14 protein-coding genes are annotated in these 20,225 nt (G+C 64.7%); 8 read left to right on the top strand and 6 right to left on the bottom strand.

Going from position 1 to position 20,225, the window contains the following annotated elements:
- Nucleotides 1–574 precede the first annotated feature (574 nt).
- The 6 genes from PHP91_RS08995 to aprB form a co-directional block, all read right to left on the bottom strand.
- Nucleotides 575–1,228, bottom strand: a complete 654-nt coding sequence (locus PHP91_RS08995) for a hypothetical protein (RefSeq protein WP_300139732.1) — start codon at nucleotides 1,226–1,228, stop codon at nucleotides 575–577.
- Nucleotides 1,229–1,280: 52 nt separating this feature from the next.
- Nucleotides 1,281–2,552, bottom strand: a complete 1,272-nt coding sequence (gene qmoC / locus PHP91_RS08990; RefSeq protein WP_300139730.1) for a quinone-interacting membrane-bound oxidoreductase complex subunit QmoC — start codon at nucleotides 2,550–2,552, stop codon at nucleotides 1,281–1,283.
- A 10-nt stretch (nucleotides 2,553–2,562) separates the two neighbouring features.
- Nucleotides 2,563–4,842: an FAD-dependent oxidoreductase gene (locus tag PHP91_RS08985; RefSeq protein ID WP_300139728.1), complete on the bottom strand. Its 2,280-nt coding sequence runs from the start codon at nucleotides 4,840–4,842 to the stop codon at nucleotides 2,563–2,565.
- A gap of 3 nt (nucleotides 4,843–4,845) precedes the next feature.
- A complete protein-coding gene (locus PHP91_RS08980) occupies nucleotides 4,846–6,120 on the bottom strand; it encodes a CoB--CoM heterodisulfide reductase iron-sulfur subunit A family protein (RefSeq protein ID WP_300139726.1) in 1,275 nt (424 codons plus the stop codon).
- A gap of 127 nt (nucleotides 6,121–6,247) precedes the next feature.
- The gene (gene aprA / locus PHP91_RS08975) at nucleotides 6,248–8,245 is read right to left on the bottom strand and encodes an adenylyl-sulfate reductase subunit alpha (protein ID WP_300139724.1); all 1,998 of its coding nucleotides are present in this window, start codon (nucleotides 8,243–8,245) and stop codon (nucleotides 6,248–6,250) included.
- 63 nt (nucleotides 8,246–8,308) lie between these two features.
- Nucleotides 8,309–8,809 (bottom strand): adenylyl-sulfate reductase subunit beta, encoded by a 501-nt coding sequence (gene aprB / locus PHP91_RS08970; protein ID WP_300139722.1) that lies wholly within the window; start codon nucleotides 8,807–8,809, stop codon nucleotides 8,309–8,311.
- Nucleotides 8,810–9,421: 612 nt separating this feature from the next.
- On the opposite strand from aprB, the gene sat reads away from it, so the two are divergent.
- The 8 genes from sat to PHP91_RS08930 all read left to right on the top strand — a co-directional run bounded on the left by sat (nucleotide 9,422) and on the right by PHP91_RS08930 (nucleotide 20,223).
- Complete coding sequence (gene sat / locus PHP91_RS08965; protein WP_300139720.1) at nucleotides 9,422–10,708, top strand: sulfate adenylyltransferase; 1,287 nt, start codon at nucleotides 9,422–9,424, stop codon at nucleotides 10,706–10,708.
- A gap of 263 nt (nucleotides 10,709–10,971) precedes the next feature.
- Nucleotides 10,972–11,808: a DMT family transporter gene (locus PHP91_RS08960; protein ID WP_300139718.1), complete on the top strand. Its 837-nt coding sequence runs from the start codon at nucleotides 10,972–10,974 to the stop codon at nucleotides 11,806–11,808.
- A gap of 459 nt (nucleotides 11,809–12,267) precedes the next feature.
- On the top strand, nucleotides 12,268–14,007 hold the full coding sequence (locus PHP91_RS08955) for a chorismate mutase (RefSeq protein WP_300139716.1): 1,740 nt from the start codon (nucleotides 12,268–12,270) through the stop codon (nucleotides 14,005–14,007).
- The gene (locus PHP91_RS08950) at nucleotides 13,976–14,296 is read left to right on the top strand and encodes a hypothetical protein (protein WP_300139715.1); all 321 of its coding nucleotides are present in this window, start codon (nucleotides 13,976–13,978) and stop codon (nucleotides 14,294–14,296) included. Before PHP91_RS08955 ends, PHP91_RS08950 begins: the two co-directional genes overlap by 32 nt.
- 111 nt (nucleotides 14,297–14,407) lie before the next feature.
- Nucleotides 14,408–16,327: an aconitate hydratase gene (locus tag PHP91_RS08945; protein ID WP_300139713.1), complete on the top strand. Its 1,920-nt coding sequence runs from the start codon at nucleotides 14,408–14,410 to the stop codon at nucleotides 16,325–16,327.
- Nucleotides 16,328–16,394: 67 nt separating this feature from the next.
- Nucleotides 16,395–18,290: a SurA N-terminal domain-containing protein gene (locus PHP91_RS08940; protein WP_300139711.1), complete on the top strand. Its 1,896-nt coding sequence runs from the start codon at nucleotides 16,395–16,397 to the stop codon at nucleotides 18,288–18,290.
- 320 nt (nucleotides 18,291–18,610) lie between these two features.
- Nucleotides 18,611–19,063, top strand: a complete 453-nt coding sequence (locus PHP91_RS08935) for a DUF2318 domain-containing protein (RefSeq protein ID WP_300139709.1) — start codon at nucleotides 18,611–18,613, stop codon at nucleotides 19,061–19,063.
- Entirely contained in the window at nucleotides 19,060–20,223 is a 1,164-nt protein-coding gene (locus tag PHP91_RS08930; RefSeq protein WP_300139707.1) for an ABC transporter permease, read from the top strand. The genes PHP91_RS08935 and PHP91_RS08930 overlap by 4 nt, the downstream gene beginning before the upstream one ends.
- Nucleotides 20,224–20,225: the final 2 nt, after the last annotated feature.

Raw genomic sequence — 20,225 nt, 5'->3', positions numbered from 1 at the left:
CCCCGCCCCCGCACAACGGCGAAGCAGCGCAGCGCCCTTCGCCATCCCCCGCCCACGCACTGGCCTTTCCGACGCCTCGAATCCAACCCGTTCAATCTCCTGCCCATTCCCCGCTCCAACCTCATGCCCGCCTTCTTCCCTCATCCCCCGCCCCCGCACAACGGCGAAGCAGCGCAGCGCCCTTCGCCATTCCCCACCCACGCACTGGCCTTTCCGACGCCTCGAATCCAACCCGTTCAATCTCCTGCCCATTCCCCGCTCCAACCTCATGCCAGCCTTCTTCCCTCATCCCCAGCCCCCGCACAACGGCGAAGCAGCGCAGCGCCCTTCGCCATCCCCCGCCCACGCACTGGCCTTTCCGACGCACCGAGGCTTTGGAGAGTGGTGTGGATGTGCATTTTTCGAGGGGGGATTTGACCGCAGCGTAGTCGGTCTACGTGAGGATCAAATCCCCCCTCGAAAAATGTGCAGACGCGCCGCTATCCGAAGCCGCCGCCCGAGCCGTTTTTGCGCAAAAAAAGGGGCCGCTCCCCAAGGAGCGGCCCCGCATTTTTGCGCAAAAACGGCTCGCGACTTACCAGTCGCCGCCGAACGCGTCGCTACCGAGGCCGAAGTCGGGCTCGGGCTCGCCGCCGACGGCGGGGCCGTCGGCCATGCCGCCGGCGGCGGCACCGGCGTCGGCGCCACCGGCAACACCGGCGACAACGACACCCTGCTTCTTGACCTTGTCCACTTCTTCCATGAGCTCGTTGAGTTTGGCGGTCATCTCGTTGAGCTTGGTGGTGGCCACGGAGACCTGCTGCTCACCGGCCTTGTTGGCGGCGTCGATGGTCTTGACCTTGGCGACCAGCGGATCGAGCTTGGCGTTGAGTTCGGCCTTCTCGGCGGTCAGTTTCTCGACCTCGGCCTTGAGGGCGGCGTTCTCGGCCTTGAGGGCGGCCATGATTTCCAGGACGGCCTTGGCGCGGGTGGCCTCGGCCTCGGGCAGGGCCTCGATCTTGACCTGGTTGCCGAGCTTGGCGATGTCGCCCTCGGCGTATTTGGTCAGGCCGGGCTCCTGCTCATAGATCCAGGCCTTGGAGAGGGCCTGCGCCACGGGGGCGACGTCCACGTCCAGAGTTTCGGCCTGGGTGATGTAAGCCAGCATATCGAGCTGAGTCTGATCGGCGGCTTCGCCGCGAAGAACAGACACGAAAGCGTTCATGGGGAAAACCTTAGCTTCAGCCATTTGATGCCTCCTTAACTAAGTAAGCTTCGTTTTTGTATGTTCACCCAGGCGACTATTTCGCGTCACCCATGGGAATGCGGCCAATCTTCTTGGCATAGGACAAAGCCACGGTACGGTAGACCAGGTGACCCAACTTGGACCACGGCAGGTACGCCAGCAGCATGAACACGCCGATCAGGTGCACGTAGTACAGGGGGTAGGCCAGCAGGGCCACGCCCAGGATACGGAACACGAAGGCGCCCAGGCCGGTCAGGAAGATGGTCCAGATCAGGGTCAGCAGGTACCAGTCGTACCAACTGGAGGACTGTTTTTCCTGGTCCAGGTTCACGCGCCGCTTGGTCAGGGCGATGAGGCCGTAGACGCCCAGACCCGCGCCGACGAAGGCCAGCAGCTTGATCGGGTGGTACAGCGGCATCGGGGTGTGACCGATGGCGGACACGATGTGGCCCAGGGACTCGATGCCGATGGCGGTCAGGAACCAGCCGCCCCAGTGGCCGGAGGCCACGACGCCGGTGACGACCATCAGGCAGATGAAGGCGTACATGAGCATTTTGTGCCCACCGGCGCGCTTCTGGTCGAGTTCGTCGGACTCCTCGTCGTTGCACTCGTTGAACTGGGTGTGCTGCAGGATCTCGTACTTGAAGGTGTCGATCAGGCAGGCGATGAAGCAGGGTTCCTTCTTGCGGCCCACGATGAAGGTCTTGGGCTGCGCCTCAAAGGCCTTGAGCATGTTGCGGACGCCCGCGAAGAAGCCCCAGAGCATGAACAGGAAGACCAGGATGAAGATGGGGTCGATGGTGTAGTCGCCGGGGAACAGGCCGCCGAAGACGACCATGCCGTCGGAGACCGCTTTCCAGCCGTGTGCGGCTTCGTCCCACTCGAAGGTGGGCAGGAAGGAGCCGAGCTTGCCGGCCATGATGATCCAGATGATGCCGTAGATCAGCGCCGGGACGGCGGCCAGGGGCAGCAGGCCGGCGGAGCTGGACATCAGCTTGCCGATGATCGGCAGCGGGGCCAGGTTGCGGTAGGCCATGTTGCGCAGGGCGGCCAGCAGGTCGCCCGGCTTGGCGCCGCGCGGGCACAGCGTGGAGCAGGTGCCGCAGTTGTGGCAGAGCCAGATGTCGATATCGTTGACCAGGCGGTCCTTGAGGCCCCACTGCGCCCAGACCATCTCCTTGCGGGGGTACGGGCTGTCGGACGGGGACAGGGGACAGACCACCGAGCAGGTGGCGCACTGGTAGCATTTCTTCAGGGAGTCGCCGCCCACGGCCTGCAACTCCTTCACGAACTTAAGGTCCGGTTGTACCTTCACGGTAGTAGACATTCCGTACCTCCTAGTAACCCTTGAACGGGTTGGGGCCAAAGTTGGTGGTGATGTTCCTGACGAATTCGTCGATCAGGCCCGGGACCTTGTCGTACATGTCGATGGAGACCTCGAACTGTTCGACGCGCTCGGGCTCGACGCCCAGGCGGCCCAGGGATTCGGCGATGTTTTCCTTGCGGCGGTTGCACAGCTCGGAACCCTTGACGAAGTGGCACTGGTAGTCGTCGCCGAACTTGCAGCCCAGCATCATGACGCCGTCGATGCCCTTGCTCATGGCGTCGGCGACCCAGATGGCGTTGACCGAGCCGAGGCAGCGCACGGGCAGGAAGCGTACGTACGGGCTCCAGCTCTTGCCGCGCATGGCGGCCATGTCGAGCGCCGGGTAGGCGTCGTTCTCGCAGCAGAGCACGATGATGCGGGGTCCGCCCTTGTCCAGGGTATCGGGAACCTTCACTTCCTTGATCGCCTGGCCCATCTGGCTGATGCCGTAGTTGGCGAAGCTGATGACGCGCTCCGGGCACGCGCCCATGCAGGTGCCGCAGCGACGGCAGCGGGTCGGGTTCGGCAGCGGGGTGCCCTTGGCGTCGTCGTCGAGCGCGCCGAACGGGCATTCCTCGGTGCACCGTTTGCACTGGGTGCAGCGGGTGAAGTTGAACTCGGGGAAGCTCAGGTCGCCGGAGCGGGGATGGACCGACACGCCGCGGTTGGCGGACTCGATGCACTGGATCGCCTTGAGGGCGGCGCCGGCGGCGTCTTCGGCCGCGAGGCCCAGGCCCATGGGCTGGCGAACGCAGCCTGCGGCGTACACGCCGGTGCGGCGGGTCTCGTAGGGGAAGCAGATGTAGTTGGAATCAGCGAACCCGTCGAAGAGCTCCAGGTCCGGGAAGGCCGGGCCCTGGCGGTAGACGAAGTTCATGGTCGGGTCGGCCGCGGTGGTGGGCACGATGGCCGTGGGCACGACCACCAGGTCGGCGGAGATGGCCACGTTCTCGCCCAGCAGGGTGTTCTTGGCGTTGATGACCACGGCGCTGCCCGCCTCGGAAACGGAGGCGACGGTGCCCTTGGTCAGCATGATGCCCGGATCGTCCTGGGCGGCCTTGTAGTACTTCTCGTTGATGCCCGGCACCATCATGTGGTCGTAGATGATGTAGGCCAGGGCGTCGGGAGCGAGCTCGCGGACGTAGTTGGCCTGCTTCAGGGCGACCAGGGAGGTCAGCTCGGAGCTGTAGGCCAGGTGCTTGGCGGATTCCTTGTCCGGGTAGACGTAGGATTCGCACTCGCCCTCTTCGGCTGCCTCGCCTTCCTTGCAGGGCATTTCCTCGGGGCCTTCGCAGGCTTCGCCGCAAGCGCCGAAGGAGACGCCCTTCATCAGCAGGCTGGTGTCCACGATGAAGGCCACGGAGGTCGGGGTCTTGCCGTCGGCGGTCTTGATGCCGCCCTTCTTGGCCATGGCCTCGAACTCGGCGGCGGTGACCACGTTCTTGATGGAGCCGTAGCCGAGCGGCTTCAGGAACTCGCCCTTGCCCGGCACCCAGCCGGTGGCCATGACGCACGCGCCGACCTCGTACTCCTGGCCCGCGATGGTGGCCTTGTACTGGGCGGGGGCTCCGGCCAGGGACTCCAGGGTCGCGCCGGTGATGACCTTGATCTTGTCGTTGGCCTGCACGTCCTTGATGACCTGCTCGATGCCGATCTCCTGCTCACGCTCGGAATAGGGAGCGCCCAGGGGGAAGGACTTGTACATGGTGGCGGCCTTGCCGCCCAGGGTGTCCTGCTTTTCGACCAGGATCACGGAGTAGCCGAGGGCGGCCGCGTTCAGGGCCGCCTTCATGCCGGTGAAGCCGCCGCCGATGACCAGCACGGTCTTGAAGGCGGTGGGCAGCTCCGGAGCGGGAATGCGGCTGTTGATCAGCTTGGTCATTCCCATGTTGCAGTAATCCTTGGCGATGATTTCCATCTGGCCGGGGAACTTCGGGTCTTCCTGGTAGGACCACACGCAGTGTTCGCGCAGGGAGACGCGTTCCACCTGAACCTTGTCGCCGAACTTGAAAACGTCCCACTTGGCGCGGGGGGAACAGGCGCAGCAGACCACACCGTCCAGGCCGTTTTCCTTGATGTCGGCCTCGATCATGGCCTTGCCTTCCGGGCTGCACAGCACCGGATTGGACTTGGCGACTGCGACGGCGGAGGAGTGTTTCCCGTCCGCGCAGAACTTGGCCAGCGCATCGACATCGAGATTGGCCCCGATGTCGCAGCCTCCACAGATATATACTCCAAGCTTTTCAGCCATTGGTTACCTCCCAACCACGGTTTGAATCGCCTTCATCGCGGCGGCGGTGCCGGACTGGGCGGTCTTCATGACGTCAAGCGGCTGCTTGGCGCAACCGGCGGCGAAGATGCCCTCGCCGTCAATGACGAAACCGTCGGCATCGGTGGCTCCCGCGGCGCCGGGCAGGCCAGCGCAGCTGGGCTCCATGCCGGTGGCGAGCACGACCATGTCGAACTTCTCGTCGGTCTTGATGCCGGTAAGCGCGTTTTCGACGGTGACGACCGGGTTGCCCTGGGCGTCCTCGACGATGGCGGCGACCTTGCCCTTGACCAGGCTCAGTTTCGGATCGGCCTCGGTGGCGTCCTTGAACTTGGCGTAGCGGCCCGGGGTGCGCAGGTCGATGTAGTACACGGTGACGGCCGCGTCGGAGCGCTCGCGGGTGTAGCGGACGTGCTTGAGCGAAGCCATGCAGCAGATGTACGAACAGTAGTTCAGGTGGTTCTGGTCACGGGACCCGGCGCACTGGACAAAGGCGATCTTCTTGGGCTCTGCGCCGTCGGAGGGCCGCATGATCTTGCCGCCGGTGGGGCCGTTCGGGGCGCAGTACCGCTCGAACTGCATGTTGGTGATGACGTTCTTCAGCTTGCCGCCGCCCAGGTTGGTCAGCTTGGCGGCGTCATAGGGCTTCCAGCCGGTGGCCACGACGATGGCGCCCACGGCCAGGTCGAAAGTCTTGCCCTTGTCATCCAGGTCGACGGCGTCGTAGGGACAGGCGTTCTTGATGGCGTTCAGCTCGCCCTCTGACGCGTTCCCGGCGTCAACGACATAGCGCATGGGGAACATGAACGGGTGGGTCTTGTAGGCCAGCCCGCGCTTGCCGGTCCCGAAGTCGAATTCGCTCGTCACCTTGGTGGAGGTGGCCGCCTCGCACTTGCCGCAGGCGGTGCACTTCTCGTTCACGAAGCGGGGGCGCTGCGCGATGGTGACGTTGTAGTTCCCGGCGGTGCCGGAGAGCGACTTGACGTCGGCCATGGTGATGACCTTGACCTTGGGGTTGTTTTTGATCCGCTGGAACTGAATCTCCAGACCGCAGGAGGGGGGGCACAGCTTGGGGAAGTACTGGTTCAGCTGCGCGACCCTGCCCCCGAGGTAGGGATTGGTTTCAACGATGTAGACCTCGTAGCCCACTTCGGCGGCTTCGAGGGCGGCGGTGATTCCTGCGAATCCTCCGCCTACTACGAGAATACTGTTGTTCGACATTCTCTTAACTCCTCCCGAATAAAGTTGAGGCTCAGCCAAAAAATGGCCTAAACCCGGACCGGGAGCCCGTCCCGGCCCGGATTCAGACCATTTTAGCCCCGGCAGATTGGGAAGTGACCGCGGGCCCGGGGGGCCCGCGGTCACGATAGGTCAACTAAGCTGAAGCTTACGCGTCAGGGATGATCTTGACGTAGGGCTTCTTGAAGACGGTGGTCACACCGGTGGCCGGGTCGTACTTGGAGTTGCAGAAGCACTTCCACTTGCTGTCGTCCAGGCCCATGAAGTCGCCGCGGTAGTAGAAGCCCGGGTAACGGGACTCCTCGCGGAACTCGATGTGCTGCATGTGCAGGCGGACGGTCCACAGGCGGTGGAACTGTTCCCAGCAGCGCATCAGCTCATGCAGGTCACGGGCGGCCAGCTTCTGGGAATCCTCTTCCATCATGCCGAGCAGCCAGAAACCGGTGTTCAGCAGGGCCTTGGAGGTCATGTACATGGTGCCAACGCCTCCGCCGTATTCATCGGTGCACTTGATGAGGCGCATCATGAAGTTGTGCGGGGTGATGTAGGCCGGGTTCACGACCGGGTCGGTGGAACCGCCCTTGTTGGCGGTGAAGGTGTACCAGGGCTGGTAGATCTCCTTGGCCATGTCGGCGGCCTTTTCCTTCAGGACCGGCTTGAAGCCCTTGTGGTCCATGACCCAACGCACCATCTGCTTGCCGACGATGCGGCCTTCAGCGTGGGAGCCGGAGGAGAACTTGTGGCCGGAAGCGCCGACGCCGTCAGCGCAGGTGAACAGACCGTTGACGGTGGTCATACGGTTGTAGACCTTGCCGTTGTCGGCCTTGACTTTGTAGATCTCGGGAACCCAAGGCTCGTCCGGACCGGAAACCCAGATGCCGCAGCAGCCGGAGTGGGAACCCAGGAGGTACGGCTCGGTGGGCATGATCTCGGAACCGCGATCCTCGGGAGCGCAGTTGGTGGCGGCCCACAGGTTGGCCTGGCCGACGCACATGTCGAGGAAGTCTTCCCAAGCCTCGGACTCCAGGTGCTTCCACTCGGGACCGGTCAGATCGTTGTTGACGGTCTTGAGCAGGGCGGTCTTGGTGTCCATGAAGATCGGGCCGCGGCCTTCGCGCATTTCACGGAGCATCATGTGGTTACGCAGGCAGGTCGGGATGATGTGACCCTTGGCGTAGCCGCGATCCTCGTAGGGCTTCAGCATGGCGCGGTTGGTCTCGCAGTAGTCCTCGCCCTTGTAGTTGGTCGCCTTGGCCTTGAAGAGCAGGAACCAGGCGCCGACCGGGCCGTAACCGTCCTTGAAGCGGGCGGGCACGAAGCGGTTTTCCATCATGGTCATTTCGCCACCAACCTGGGCGACCATGGTGTAGGTGGAACCGGCGTTCCACACGGGGTACCAGGCGCGGCCCATACCCTCACCGGTGGAGCGGGGGCGGTACACGTTGACGGCGCCACCGCAAGCCACGACAGCGGCGTTGCAGGTGAAGACGTACACTTTGTTCTCACGGGTGGAGAAGCCGACGGCACCGGCGATGCGGTTGGGCTCGTTGGCGTCCAGCAGCATCTTCACGATGAAGATGCGCTCCATGTAGCGCTCGTCGCCCAGGGCGTTCTTCGCGGCCTCGGCCACGATGCACTTGTAGGACTCACCGTTGATCATGATCTGCCAGCGGCCGGAACGGACCGGGGCGTCACCCTTGCGGATGGCGAAACCTTCGGACTTGGCCTTGGCGCCGTCCAGGTTCTTGCCGTCTTTCTTGACCCAAACGGGGAGGCCCCACTCTTCGAAGAGGTGGACGGAATCATCAACGTGACGGCCCAGGTCGAAGATCAGGTCTTCGCGGACGATGCCCATCAGGTCGGTGCGGACCATGCGGACGTAGTCGTCGGGATCGTTTTCACCCATGTAGGTGTTGATGGCGGACAGACCCTGCGCAACGGCGCCGGAACGCTCGAGGGCAGCCTTGTCGCAAAGCATGATGCTCATGGAAGGATCGACCTTCTCGATCCAGCGGCAGGCCTCGAAGGCGACGCCGCAGTTGCCCATACCGCCGCCTACCAGAAGGATATCAACGTGTTTTTCGATGATTTCCGGCTCGGCGAGAGTGACACCCTTGGAAGCTTCTTTGATCGGAAGCAGAGGCATAATATTTCTCCTAGGATTTAACGTGAATTCAAGTTGATGGACCAGACAGACGAACAGCCGGGACTAGACCAGGCTGGCGTAGTCTTCCAACTTCCACTCTTTCTTCAGGTCGGCATCCGTAACGGAGGCCTGCTCCATGATGGCCGCCTTGGGGGCCTTCAGCTCGGTCTCGGTGAACAGGAGTTCGTTGTCCAGATCGGTGGGCTCGGGCTTGCCATCGTAGGGCTTGATGGAACCTTCAGCGGTGGTGCGGATGGGGAACTTGAAGCGCTTCACGTTGCCGCTACGGAATTTGACGGTCCACATGATGTCTTCGGCGGAACGCATCGGGATGGAGGTTCCACCCATGGGGGCGAAGTCGGCGTACGGACGGGCTTCAATAGCGCCCTGGGGGCAAATTTTCACGCAAGAGTAACATTCCCAGCAAGCGGACGGTTCCTGGTTGTAGGCGCGCATCTCGGCCGGATCCAGAATCATCAGATCGTTGGGGCAAATGTACATGCAAGCGGTCTTTTCGCCACCCTTGCAGCCGTCACATTTTTCCGGGTTAACAAAGGTCGGCATAACTTCTCCTCCTAAAGGGTTTTATTATTCAAATAAACCGACGTCCTCTACCTAAAACAAAATATGCCACCCTACCGATGAGGGCGGGATTTGGGAATTAACAAGCCGGGGGCCCCTTGTCAATGCGAAAGTGAATTTTTTAACAAGCGGCGGTCCGTGCAGGCGTTCCCTCTGTGCTCAGGGGCACCCGGAAGCTCGCTGGGGCCCTTTTGCCGGGCCTGCCGACGGGCTCTCGCGGAAACCGGATTTTCTCCACCTAAACCAGCACCAGTTTTAGTGTAAATAGACGACTGTTAGCAAGCCTTTTTTGCCCGCGTTACCCAAATATCGTCCTGGTCGCCCAACACACTGGAATGACGCCGAAAAATTCCGCGAGATTGACGCAATTTTTCTAGACCTTTTTGCGAAAAACTCTATTTTACGCCCCGTTTCACTACGGTGATTGATTCGTCATCCGATGTTCGGAAAAAACAGCTTGACACGACTTTCACAAACGGCCAAAAAGGTCAAACCCTAGTATATGGGAAAATCTCATGGTATAGAGGCGTCTAAATTCGCACGCCATGAAGTAAGGCAATGGTTTCTTTGACTAAATTATTTTAGGAGGCTAAAATGTCCAAATTGGTACCCCCTCATGGTGGTAAAGGTCTCGTCTGCTGTCTGCTCGAAGGGGCTGCTCTCGAAGCTGAAAACAAGAAGGCCGCTGGCCTGAAGACCCTGGAAATCTCCGATCGCGCCAAGGGCGACCTGATCATGATGGGCATCGGCGGCTTCTCTCCGCTGAACGGCTTCATGAAAAAGGCCGACTGGAAGGGCGTCTGCGAGAAGTTCCTGATGTCCGACGGCACCTTCTGGCCGATCCCCATCACCCTGGACACCAACGACGAAGACGTCAAGGTCGGCGATGAAGTCGCCCTGAAGGCCAAAGATGGCATCGTTTACGCCACCATGAAGGTCGAAGAGAAGTACGAGCTGACCGAAGCCGACAAGAAATGGGAGTGCGAGAAGGTCTACAAGGGCACCGGCGCCGACTCCGCCGACGACAAGTTCTGGACCGTCGCCATGGAAGATCACCCGGGCGTCCAGATGGTCATGGCCCAGGGCAAGTACAACCTGGCCGGCCCGGTCAAGGTCCTGTCCGAGGGCGACTACGCCAAGCGTTACCCCGGCGTGTACCTGACTCCCGCCCAGATCCGCGCCGAGATGGAGAAGCGTGGCTGGTCCAACGTCGCCGCCCTGCAGCTGCGCAACCCCATGCACCGCTCCCACGAGTTCCTGGCCAAGATCGCCATCGAAGTGTGTGACGGCGTCGTCATCCACTCCCTGATCGGCAACCTGAAGCCGGGCGACATCCCGGGACAGGTCCGCATCAAATGCATCCAGGCCCTGATCGACGGTTACTTCGTGGCCGACAACGTCATCAACGCCGGTTACCCGCTCGACATGCGCTACGCCGGTCCCCGCGAGGCCCTGATCCACGCCACCTTCCGCCAGAACTACGGCATCAACAACATGCTGATCGGCCGTGACCACGCTGGCGTCGGCGACTTCTACGGCCTGTTCGAGGCCCAGGAAATCTTCGACCGGATCCCCTACGCCACCGAGGCGTGCCCGGAGCCCGGCAAGGCCCTGCTCTGCAAGCCGATGAAGATCGACTGGACCTTCTACTGCTACAAGTGCGACGGCATGGCCTCCATGCGCACCTGCCCGCACACCAAGGAAGACCGCGTCATCCTGTCCGGCACCAAGCTGCGCAAGGCCCTGTCCGAAGGCGCCGAGGTTCCGGATCACTTCGGTCGTGACGAAGTCCTGGTCATCCTCCGCGACTACTACGAGAACCTCACCGAGAAGGTCGAGGTCAAAATGCAGAAGGCCGCTTCCGGTCAGGACATGAAGTAAGTCCGCCGGTCGGGCATACTGCCGACTATACGAGGGGGCTGGCGTTCGCGCCGGCCCCCTTTTCATTTGCCTCGCGGCCGCGGCAGGCGGCCCGGCCTCCCGCCCGGCACAAGCTTGTGCAAAATTGCGCAATCTCGGCGGTTCGACCGGCTGGACGGAGGCCGACGTCCCGATTTCGCCCCGTAGCATACGATATTCCGTTGAAATCCCGGCTGGATGGCCGTACCCTGCCCGCACCTGAAAACCGCTCCCGCGAGGCACACGTGAACGAACGCACCAAGGCGCTGCTGCTCATGGCCGCCACCGCGCTCATCTGGAGCTCGGGCGGGCTGGCCATCAAGCTGGTCCCCCTCGGGCCCATGGCCATCACCGGGGCGCGCAGCGCCCTGGCCGCCCTCACCCTCCTCTGCCTTTTCCGGGGCCGGCTGCGCTTCCGGCTCTCTCCCGTCCAGTGGGCGGCGGCCGCCGGATATGCCGGACTGCTCGTCACCAACGTGGCGGCCACCAAGTGGACCACCTCGGCCAACGCCATCCTCCTGGCCTACACCGCGCCCGTGTACGGGGCGCTGCTTGCCCCCCGGCTCCTCGGGGAGCGGACCCGCCCCTCCGACTGGGCCTTCATCGCGGCAACCGTGGGCGGCATGGCCCTCTTCTTCCTGGACAGGCTGACCCCCGCCGGGCTGCTCGGCAACATCCTGGCCGTGGGCACCGGCCTGTCATACGCCGCCTTCACCCTGTCCATGCGCGCGCAAAAGGACGCCTCGCCCGTGGAGTCGGTCATCCTGGGCCATGGCCTGACCGCCCTCTGTGGCCTGCCCTTCCTTTTCGGCTCCCTGCCCGACGCCGCGGGATGGGCCGGACTGCTCTACCTCGGGGCGCTCCAGCAGGGCGTCTCCCTGGCGCTCTACGTCTGGGCCATCAAGCGGCTGGGCGCGCTGGAGGCCATCCTGGTCATGATGCTTGAGCCGATCTTCAACCCGATCTGGGTGGCCCTGGGCTACGGCGAGCTGCCCGGACCTTTCGCCGTGGCGGGCGGCGTGCTGGTCATCGGCGCGGTGACCCTGCGCGGGGTGCGGTCCGCCCTGCGCGCCAGGCCCTAGCTCCGGCCCGTTCGGTCCGGCCCCGTCCGCTCCCGCCCGTGCCGGACATCGGTCCTGGCGCGGGCAACAAGACCTACCGGATACCGAGTTTGCGGAGCGCCTCCCGCCCCCCGACATCGGCATGTGGTTGACCGCGCCCCGGGGATGCCGACGTTCCTCGCCCAGGTCGCTCCGAAATGTCGTTTCGCCCCGGAATTGACAAATTCGAAAAAGCAAATCCATAGCCGTCGATGCAACGCCGCCGAATATATAATTATGTACTTTCCAAAAGATGCTTGCGGTTGTTCTTCGATCATTCCGACAAGATGCAACAAATGCGCGGGGGGCAAGCCGACGCACCGGGCCGCTTCCCGCCAGCGAAGGGGATGCCGCCCCTCTTGCATCCCACGCGCTTTCAGGCTAGAAAGCGGTTCCCGCCAAGGCGGGGATCAAAATCACTATAAGGAAGACGGAAAGACCATGATCAAGATCCGCAAAGATGACGACGCCCCCCGCCGCCCCGAGCGCGACGGCGGACGCCCCCCCCGCAAGTTCGACAAGCGCGGCCCCCGCTCCGGCGGCCGCCCCAAGCGCGACTTCTTCGGCAACCTCCCCGAACGCAACGAGGACGAAGAGGAGGACCGTGCCGCCAAGGTGGCCGGCCGGCGCCTGAACGACATTTCCGAACTCGACAACCAGGTCCTGGACCTGCTGGAGAAGCGCTCCTACCTCATCCGCAAGGAAGGGGCCTGGCGCAAGTCCCGGCAGAAGTCCCTGGTGGACCCCAAGCTCGAAAAGCTGATGCGCGCCGCCTTTGACAAGAAGGCTGGCGAGCTCGGCCTGGACGCCAAGCTGGCCAAGCAGCTCTTCACCCTGCTCAACCAGTTCTCCCTGGCCGACGCGCGCGAAAAGTTCACCGGCGAGGGCTACAAGCTCGCCCCGCGCGTGGAGGCCGTCGGCGCGTCCATCGCCGGGCCGCGCTCCTTCCGCGTCACCCGGATGATGCTGGCCACGGCCGCGGCCGCCGGGCTGCCCGTGGTCCTCTCCCCGGTGACCATGAACGCGCCCAACAAGGACCTGGCCAAGGCCCTCAAGCAGGCGGGCGCGCCCATCTCCTGGGACGACCAGGAGATCCGCAGCCAGGGCGGCGAGTTGCTCCGGTTCGAGGGCAACATGATCTTCGTGGGCGAGGACCCGTTCAACTTCTACCTGCTGCTCTGCCTGGCCCTGGGCCACGCCGGGCGGTGCAAGTTCACTGGCAAACCCGCGCTCCAACTGCTGGACGTGGCCGCCCTGAACAAGGTCCTGCCCTCCCTGGGCGCGCGCCTGGTGGCCATGAACCCGAACAACCCCGGCCTGCCCGCCCGCCTGGAGTGCGGCGGCGTCATGGACGAGGAGATCACCCTGCCCGGCGGCATGGACCCGGATTTCGCCGGGGCCCTGACCCTGGCCGCCTGGTCCTTCGCGGGCGGCCTGACCATCAAGGGGCTGTCCGGCGCGGCCCGGACCCGGGCGGCCGAATCCGTGGCGGTCCTGACCGCCTGCGGCATCGAGGCCAGCCTGGACAAGGACGCCGTGCGCGTGAAGAGCGCCGTCCCGGCCATGGAGGCGCGGCCCGCCCTGCCCCTGTCCGTGCGCCTCAACGCCCTGCTCATGGGGCTGCCCCTGCTTTCGGGCGGTTCCATCAACATCGAGGGGACCTGGCCGCGCGGCGAGGCCGCCGACCGCGTGGTGGCCGAGCTCCGCAACCTCGGGCTCAAGATCGACGTGGCCACCGAGAACGTCATCGCCACCAAGGCGGGCGAGATGCCCGAAAACCCGGTCATCAGCCTGGCCGAGTTTCCGGAGCTGCGCCCCCTGGCCCTGGCCGCCGCCCTCAAGGCGGGAGCCGCCACCCTCAAGGGCGAGGCGGACGAGACCCTGACCGAGCTCCTGGACCGCATGGGCGTGCCCTACGAGGTCACGGAGGATGGGCTTGAGGTCAAGCCCGGCGGCCGGACCTGGGACGGCACCTGGTTCAGCCCGGAACCGGCCTGGTCCATGGGTTGCGCCCTGGCCGCCTACGCCGTGCCCGGCATCGTCCTGGAGAACCACGGCGAGGTGACCGCCACCTGGCCGGAATTCTGGAACTTCTACAACTCCCTGCCCACCGGCAAGATGAAGCCCAAGCCGGTGCCGGAGAAGAAAGATGACTCACGCAGACGAATCAAGATCCGCTAGCGAGCCCGTGGAAAAACGGCTCAGCGACGACATCCCGACCCTGGAGGCCGAGGTGGCGCGGCTGAGCCTGGAGCGCGAGAAGACCATGCGCCTGATCCGCGAGCTTCGCGAAAGCGAGGACCCGCAAAACGGCGTGTTCCACCCGGCCGAGATCTTCGAGGCGCAGCAGCTCAAGCTGCGCCTCGATGTGGACATCAAGTTCCGCACCAACAAGATCAACCGCATCCGCCTTGGCATGCAGGACGAGGCCGGGGTCAGCAGCGGCGTGAAAAGCGGCTTTCTGTTTTAGCAGATGATCCCGCCGGGAGCGCGGGGACGGGAGTTGAGAGGCCCGGCCCCGCCTGCACGCCCTCCGGCGGCCCGAGAGTCCACCGATAACGTTCAAAACGCAGGAGCAGCAATGGGCAAATCCATCACCCGCAAGATCATCGAGAAGCACCTCGTCTCCGGCGAGATGATCCCCGGCCGCGAAATCGGCCTTCGCATCGACCAGACCCTGACCCAGGACGCGACCGGCACCATGGCCTGGCTCCAGTTCGAGGCCATCGGCATCGGCAAGGTCCGCACCGACCTTTCGGTCTCCTACGTGGACCACAACACCCTGCAGATGGGCTTCCGCAACCCGGACGACCACCGCTACCTGCGCACCGTGGCCGCCAAGTCCGGCGCCGTGTTCTCGGCCCCCGGCACCGGCATCTGCCACCAGCTCCACCTGGAGAATTTCGCCAAGCCCGGCGCGACGCTGATCGGCTCCGACTCCCACACCCCCACGGCCGGCGGCATCGGCGCCATGGCCATGGGCGCGGGCGGGCTCTCCGTGGCCCTGGCCATGGCCGGGCAGCCCTACTTCATCCCCATGCCCAAGGTGGTCAAGGTCCACCTGACCGGCGAGCTGACCGGCTGGGCCCAGGGCAAGGACGTCATCCTGGAGCTGCTGCGCCGCCTGACCGTCAAGGGCGGCGTGGGCAAGGTTTTCGAGTACGCCGGTCCCGGCGTGGCCACGCTCTCCGTGCCCGACCGCGCCACCGTCACCAACATGGGCGCGGAGCTGGGGGCCACCACCTCCATCTTTCCGGCCGATGAAAAGACCAGGGACTTCCTGGCCAGAATGGGCCGCGCGGCCGACTTCACCGAGCTGGTCGCCGACGCCGACGCCGAGTACGACGAGATCATCGAGATCAACCTCTCCGAGCTGGAGCCCCTGGTGGCCCAGCCGCACATGCCCGACCGCGTCTGCAAGGTGAAGGACCTCGCGGGCAAGAAGATCGACCAGGTAGCCATCGGCTCCTGCACCAACTCCTCCTATTCCGACCTCAAGAACACCGCCCAGATCCTGCGCGGCAGGCAGACTCCGGCCGACACCGACCTGATGATCTCCCCGGGCTCCAAGCAGGTCATGAAGATGCTCGCCCGCGAGGGGCTGATCGAGCCGCTGCTCGACGCCGGAGCGCGCGTCCTGGAATGCACCTGCGGCCCGTGCATCGGCATGGGCGGCTCGCCCACCTCGGGCGGCGTGTCCGTGCGCACCTTCAACCGAAACTTCGAGGGACGCTCCGGCACCCTGGACGGCCAGGTCTACCTGGTCTCCGCCCAGACCGCCGCGCGCCTGGCCCTGGAGGGCGAATTCACCGACCCGGCCACCTGGGGCCCGGCCCCGGAGCGCGTCTCCCTGCCCGACGACGTGCCCTCCATCCGCGACCTGTTCCTCTTCCCGCCCGCGGACGGCTCCAAGGTGGAGATCAAGCGCGGCCCGAACATCGTGGCCCTGGAGGACTTCGACGCCCTGCCCGAGACCATCGAGGCCAAGGTCCTGCTCAAGGTGGGCGACGACATCACCACCGACCACATCCTGCCCGCCGGGGCCGAGATCACGGCGCTCCGCTCCAACATCCCGGCCATCAGCCAGTACATCTTCAGCCGCGTGGACGCCGGTTTCGTGGCCCGCATGAAGGAGCACGGCAAGGGCGTCATCCTGGGCGGCGAGAACTACGGCCAGGGCTCCAGCCGCGAGCACGCGGCGCTCGGCCCGCGCCACCTGGGCGTCAAGGCCGTCATCGTCAAGTCGCTCGCGCGCATCCACCGCGCCAACCTGGTCAACTTCGGCATCCTGCCGCTCCTGCTGGCCGACCCGGCGGACTACGACCGGCTCGCCGAGGGCGCGGACCTGACCATCCCGGCGGGCGCGATGACCCCCGGCGGGACCATCGAGATCGCCGTCGCGGGCGGCAAGCCCGTCGCGGTCACAAATGATTTGACCAAAAAGGAACTGGAGATTATCCAGGCAGGTGGCCTGCTCAACGCGGTCCGCAACGAGTCGTAACCCTCATTCGAGAAAAACCGGCCGCCCCGCGACGGGGCGGCCGGACAAGCTTTTTCCTGGAGTAGCGATGTTAGAGATCATGCGTGAAAACGCGTCCGGCTGGATCATCAAGATTCTCTTCGCCATCATCATCCTCGCCTTTGTCCTGACCTTCGGCATGGGCCGCATGGACAACGGGCAGGACCCGACCCTGGCCACGGTCAACGACCGCATCATCACCCGCGCGGAATTCGAGGACGCCTTCCAGCGCGCCGCCGAGGGGCTGCGCAAGTCCAACCCCAACATCACCCCGGCCCAGTTGCAGGACCCGCAGTTCAAGCAGATGATCCTCGGCGAGCTCATCAACTCCCGCCTGCTCATGGACGAGGCCGCCCGCCTGGGCGTCTCGGTCAGCGACAAGGAAGTGTTCGCGGCCATCACCCGCCAGTCCATCTTTTGGAACCAGCAGGGCGAGTTCGACCGCACCATCTACCAGATGGCGCTCCGCTCCATCCGCATGACCCCGCCCCAGTTCGAGGCCAATTTCAAGAAGGAAATGATCGCCGACAAGATCATGGGCATGGTCCGGACCACCGGCGAGGTCACCCCTGCCCAGGCCCGGCAGATCTATGACTGGATCGGCGAGCGCGCGACCATGGACTACATCCTGGTCAGCCCCGCCCGGTTCGTTGACCAGATTCCGGTCACCGACGCCCAGGTCGAGGAGTTCTACACCAAGAACGAGGCCCGCTTCATGGTCCCGGCCCAGGTCCGGGTCCGCTACCTCTCCTTCACCCCCAAGGACCTGGCCGCCTTCCAGAAGGTGGACGAGAAGGAGATCGAGGACTACTACGCCGCCCACAAGGACGAGCTGGTCCAGAAGGAGCAGGTCCAGGCCCGCCATATCCTGGTCCTGTCCAAGGACGCCGACTCCGACGAGACCAAACGGAAGGCCAAGGAAAAGATAGACGAGATATACGCCCAGGCCGTCAAGCCCGGCGCGGACTTCGCCGCCCTGGCCGCGAAGTATTCCGAAGGCCCCAGCGCCCCGCGCGGCGGCGAGCTCGGCTGGTTCGGCAAGGGCGACATGGTCCCCGAGTTCGAGGAAGCCGCCTTCGCCACGCCCAAGGGCGGGGTCAGCGAGCCGGTCAAGACCCAGTTCGGCTGGCACATCATTTACGTCGAGGATCGCAAGGACGCCAAGGACAAGTCCCTCGACGAGGTCAAGGACGAAATCTCCCGCACCATCGCCGAGGAAAAGGCGTCCGAGAAGAGCTCCGACATGCTCGACCAGGCCATGGACCGCCTCGTCTCGGGCATGAAGCTGGAAGCCGTGGCCGACGAGCTCGGCCTGCTGGCCGTCACCTCCCGGCCCGTGCCGGAGAACATGCTGCCCCAGGCCTTCGGGCTCACCCCCGAGGCCGCCAAGGTGGTCATGAAGCTCCCCGTGGGCGAGGCCCACAGCACCCCGCTGGCCATCGACGGCGGCTACATGCTCGTGGAAAAGGTGGAGGACATCCCCTCCGCCCCGCTGCCGGTCGAGAAGGTCAAGGACGTCATCGTCAAGGCCATCAAGCAGGAAAAGGCCCGCGAAATGGCCGCCAAGAAGGGCGAGGAGATCCTGGCCGCCATCACCGCCGCCAAGGATGGGGCCGACCTCTACGCCAAGGAGATCAAGACCTCCCAGCCCTTCAGCCGCAAGGGCGACATCCCGGACCTCGGCGCCAACCCGAACCTGGCCACCGCCATCTTCCAGGCCAAGGACAACGGCTGGCTGCCCCAGCCCTTCGCCGTCCCGGCGGGCACCCTTGTCGTGCGCCGGAACGCGATCATCCCCGCCCCGGAAGAAGCCTGGAACCAGCACAAGGACGCCTGGATCGCCCAGGCCAACCAGAACTACGAGGGCGAGGCGCTCAACGCCTTCATGGCCAAGTTGCGCAAGTCCGCCAAGATCGAGATCACCCGTCCCGACCTGCTCAACTAGGCCGGACGTCGTCGACGACGATACCACAGGGCCCGGTCGGCTTGATGCCGACCGGCCCTTTTTTTGTCGCCTCCGGCGGCCGGGGGAAGGGCGGGATTCATGCACTGAGGGAATGGATCACTTGGCATGGGAGGCTGTGCAAGATGTAGCGGGCGGATGCGCAGATTGCTGCACATGCGGTGGCCGGATGCACAAGCCGGAAATGGCAACCCAACGGGATGATAAGCGTTACTAGATGGCACATTCCGTGCAGGATGCGCGGTCCATTTGCACGTATTCTATACTTATGCGGTATGGAATCAAACGAGGGAGGGAACCGCATGAAAGGCGCACCCTGGATGTTGGGGCTGATGGCGGCCCTGGTGCTGGCGGCGGGCACGGCCCATGCCTGGCTCGGATTCGGCAAGTACGCGGCCGTGGAACCGGAAAACGGCCGGGTGGTCATCCCGGCGGACGACGTGTCGGACGGCGCGGCCCACTATTACCATTATAAAAAGGACGGCCGGGACGTGAAGTTCTTCGTCCTCAAGTCGAGCGACGGGGTGATCCGCGCGGCCTTCGACGCCTGCGACGTGTGCTGGCGAGAGGGCAAGGGCTACTCCCAGGAGGGCGACTTCATGGTCTGCAACAACTGCGGCCAGCGCTTCCACTCCGCGCGCATCAACGAGGTCCGGGGCGGCTGCAATCCCGCGCCCCTCGACCGCGCCGTCGAACACGGCGACGTGGTCATCTCCGAGGCGGACATCCTGGCCGGGGCCGGATATTTCCGATGAACCTCCTGACCATCCCCCTGCGAAACCTGCGCCGCAAGTGGCTCAAATCCGCCCTGCTGGCGCTGGTCTTCGGACTGGGAGTCACCTCCATCGTGGCCCTGGACTACGTCTCCACCGTGGTCGGCCACTCGCTGGAGAAAAAGCTGACCGCCTTCGGCGCGAATATCCTGGTCATGCCGGGGGCCGAGAAGCTCCACCTGGGCTACGGCGGGTTCTCCCTGGGCGAGATGTCCCTGGGCGAAACCTCCCTGCCCGAAGCGGCCACCGAGGCGCGCGTGCGCTCCATCGGCCTGTCCGAGCGGATCAGCGTGGTGGCCCCCAAGCTGGTGGCCGTGGCCCACGCGGACGGCGCGCCCGTGGGACTCGTGGGCGTGCGCTGGGACAGGGAGAAGGTCCTCAAGGGCTACTGGGCCTTAAACGGCGCTTTCCCGGACACGGAAAACGGGCTGGTGGCCGGGGCCGCTGCCGCGGCGCGGCTCGGGCTCTCGCCCGGTTCCAAGGTAACGCTGGACGGCCGGGAGGCCGTGGTCACCGGGGTCCTCGCGCCCACCGGGGGCGACGACGACGCGGTCCTCTTTTCGGGCATGGCGTTCTGCCAGGCCCTGGCCGGAACCCCGGACCGCGTCAGCTTCGTGGAGGTGGCCGCCCTGTGCGCAGGTTGCCCCATCGAGGAGATCGTGGGCCAGCTCCGGTCCGCGCTGCCCGGCACGGAGGTCAAGGCCCTACAGTCCGTGGTCAAGCAGCGGATGCTCTCCGTGGACTTCGTCCGCCGGCTGGTCCTGACCGTCAGCCTGGTCATCCTGTTCATCGCCTGCTGCATGGTCGGCGTGACCATGCTCTCCTCGGTCAACGAGCGCATCCGCGAGATCGGCCTGCTCCGCTCCCTCGGATTCTCCCGCGCGGGCATCTTCTCCATCTTCTGCTACGAGGCCCTGCTCATCGGCCTGTTCGCCGGAGTGGCTGGATACGGGGCCGGATTCCTGCTCAGCGGCCGCATCCTGGGCGTCCTGGACATGGCCAAGGGCGCGGCCATCACCTTCGACCCCGCGCACATGGCCATGACCTGCCTGCTCATCCTGGCCGTGTCCGTGCTCTCCGCCTTCTTCCCGGCCTGGAAGGCCTCGGCGGTGGAGCCCTCGCGGGCCCTCGTTTCGCTCTAGGA

The organism is Pseudodesulfovibrio sp., assembly GCF_028692895.1.
Classification (GTDB): domain Bacteria; phylum Desulfobacterota; class Desulfovibrionia; order Desulfovibrionales; family Desulfovibrionaceae; genus Pseudodesulfovibrio.
The sequence above is the reverse complement of the archived record's forward strand: the minus strand, read 5'-3'. Positions and strand labels throughout refer to the sequence as shown.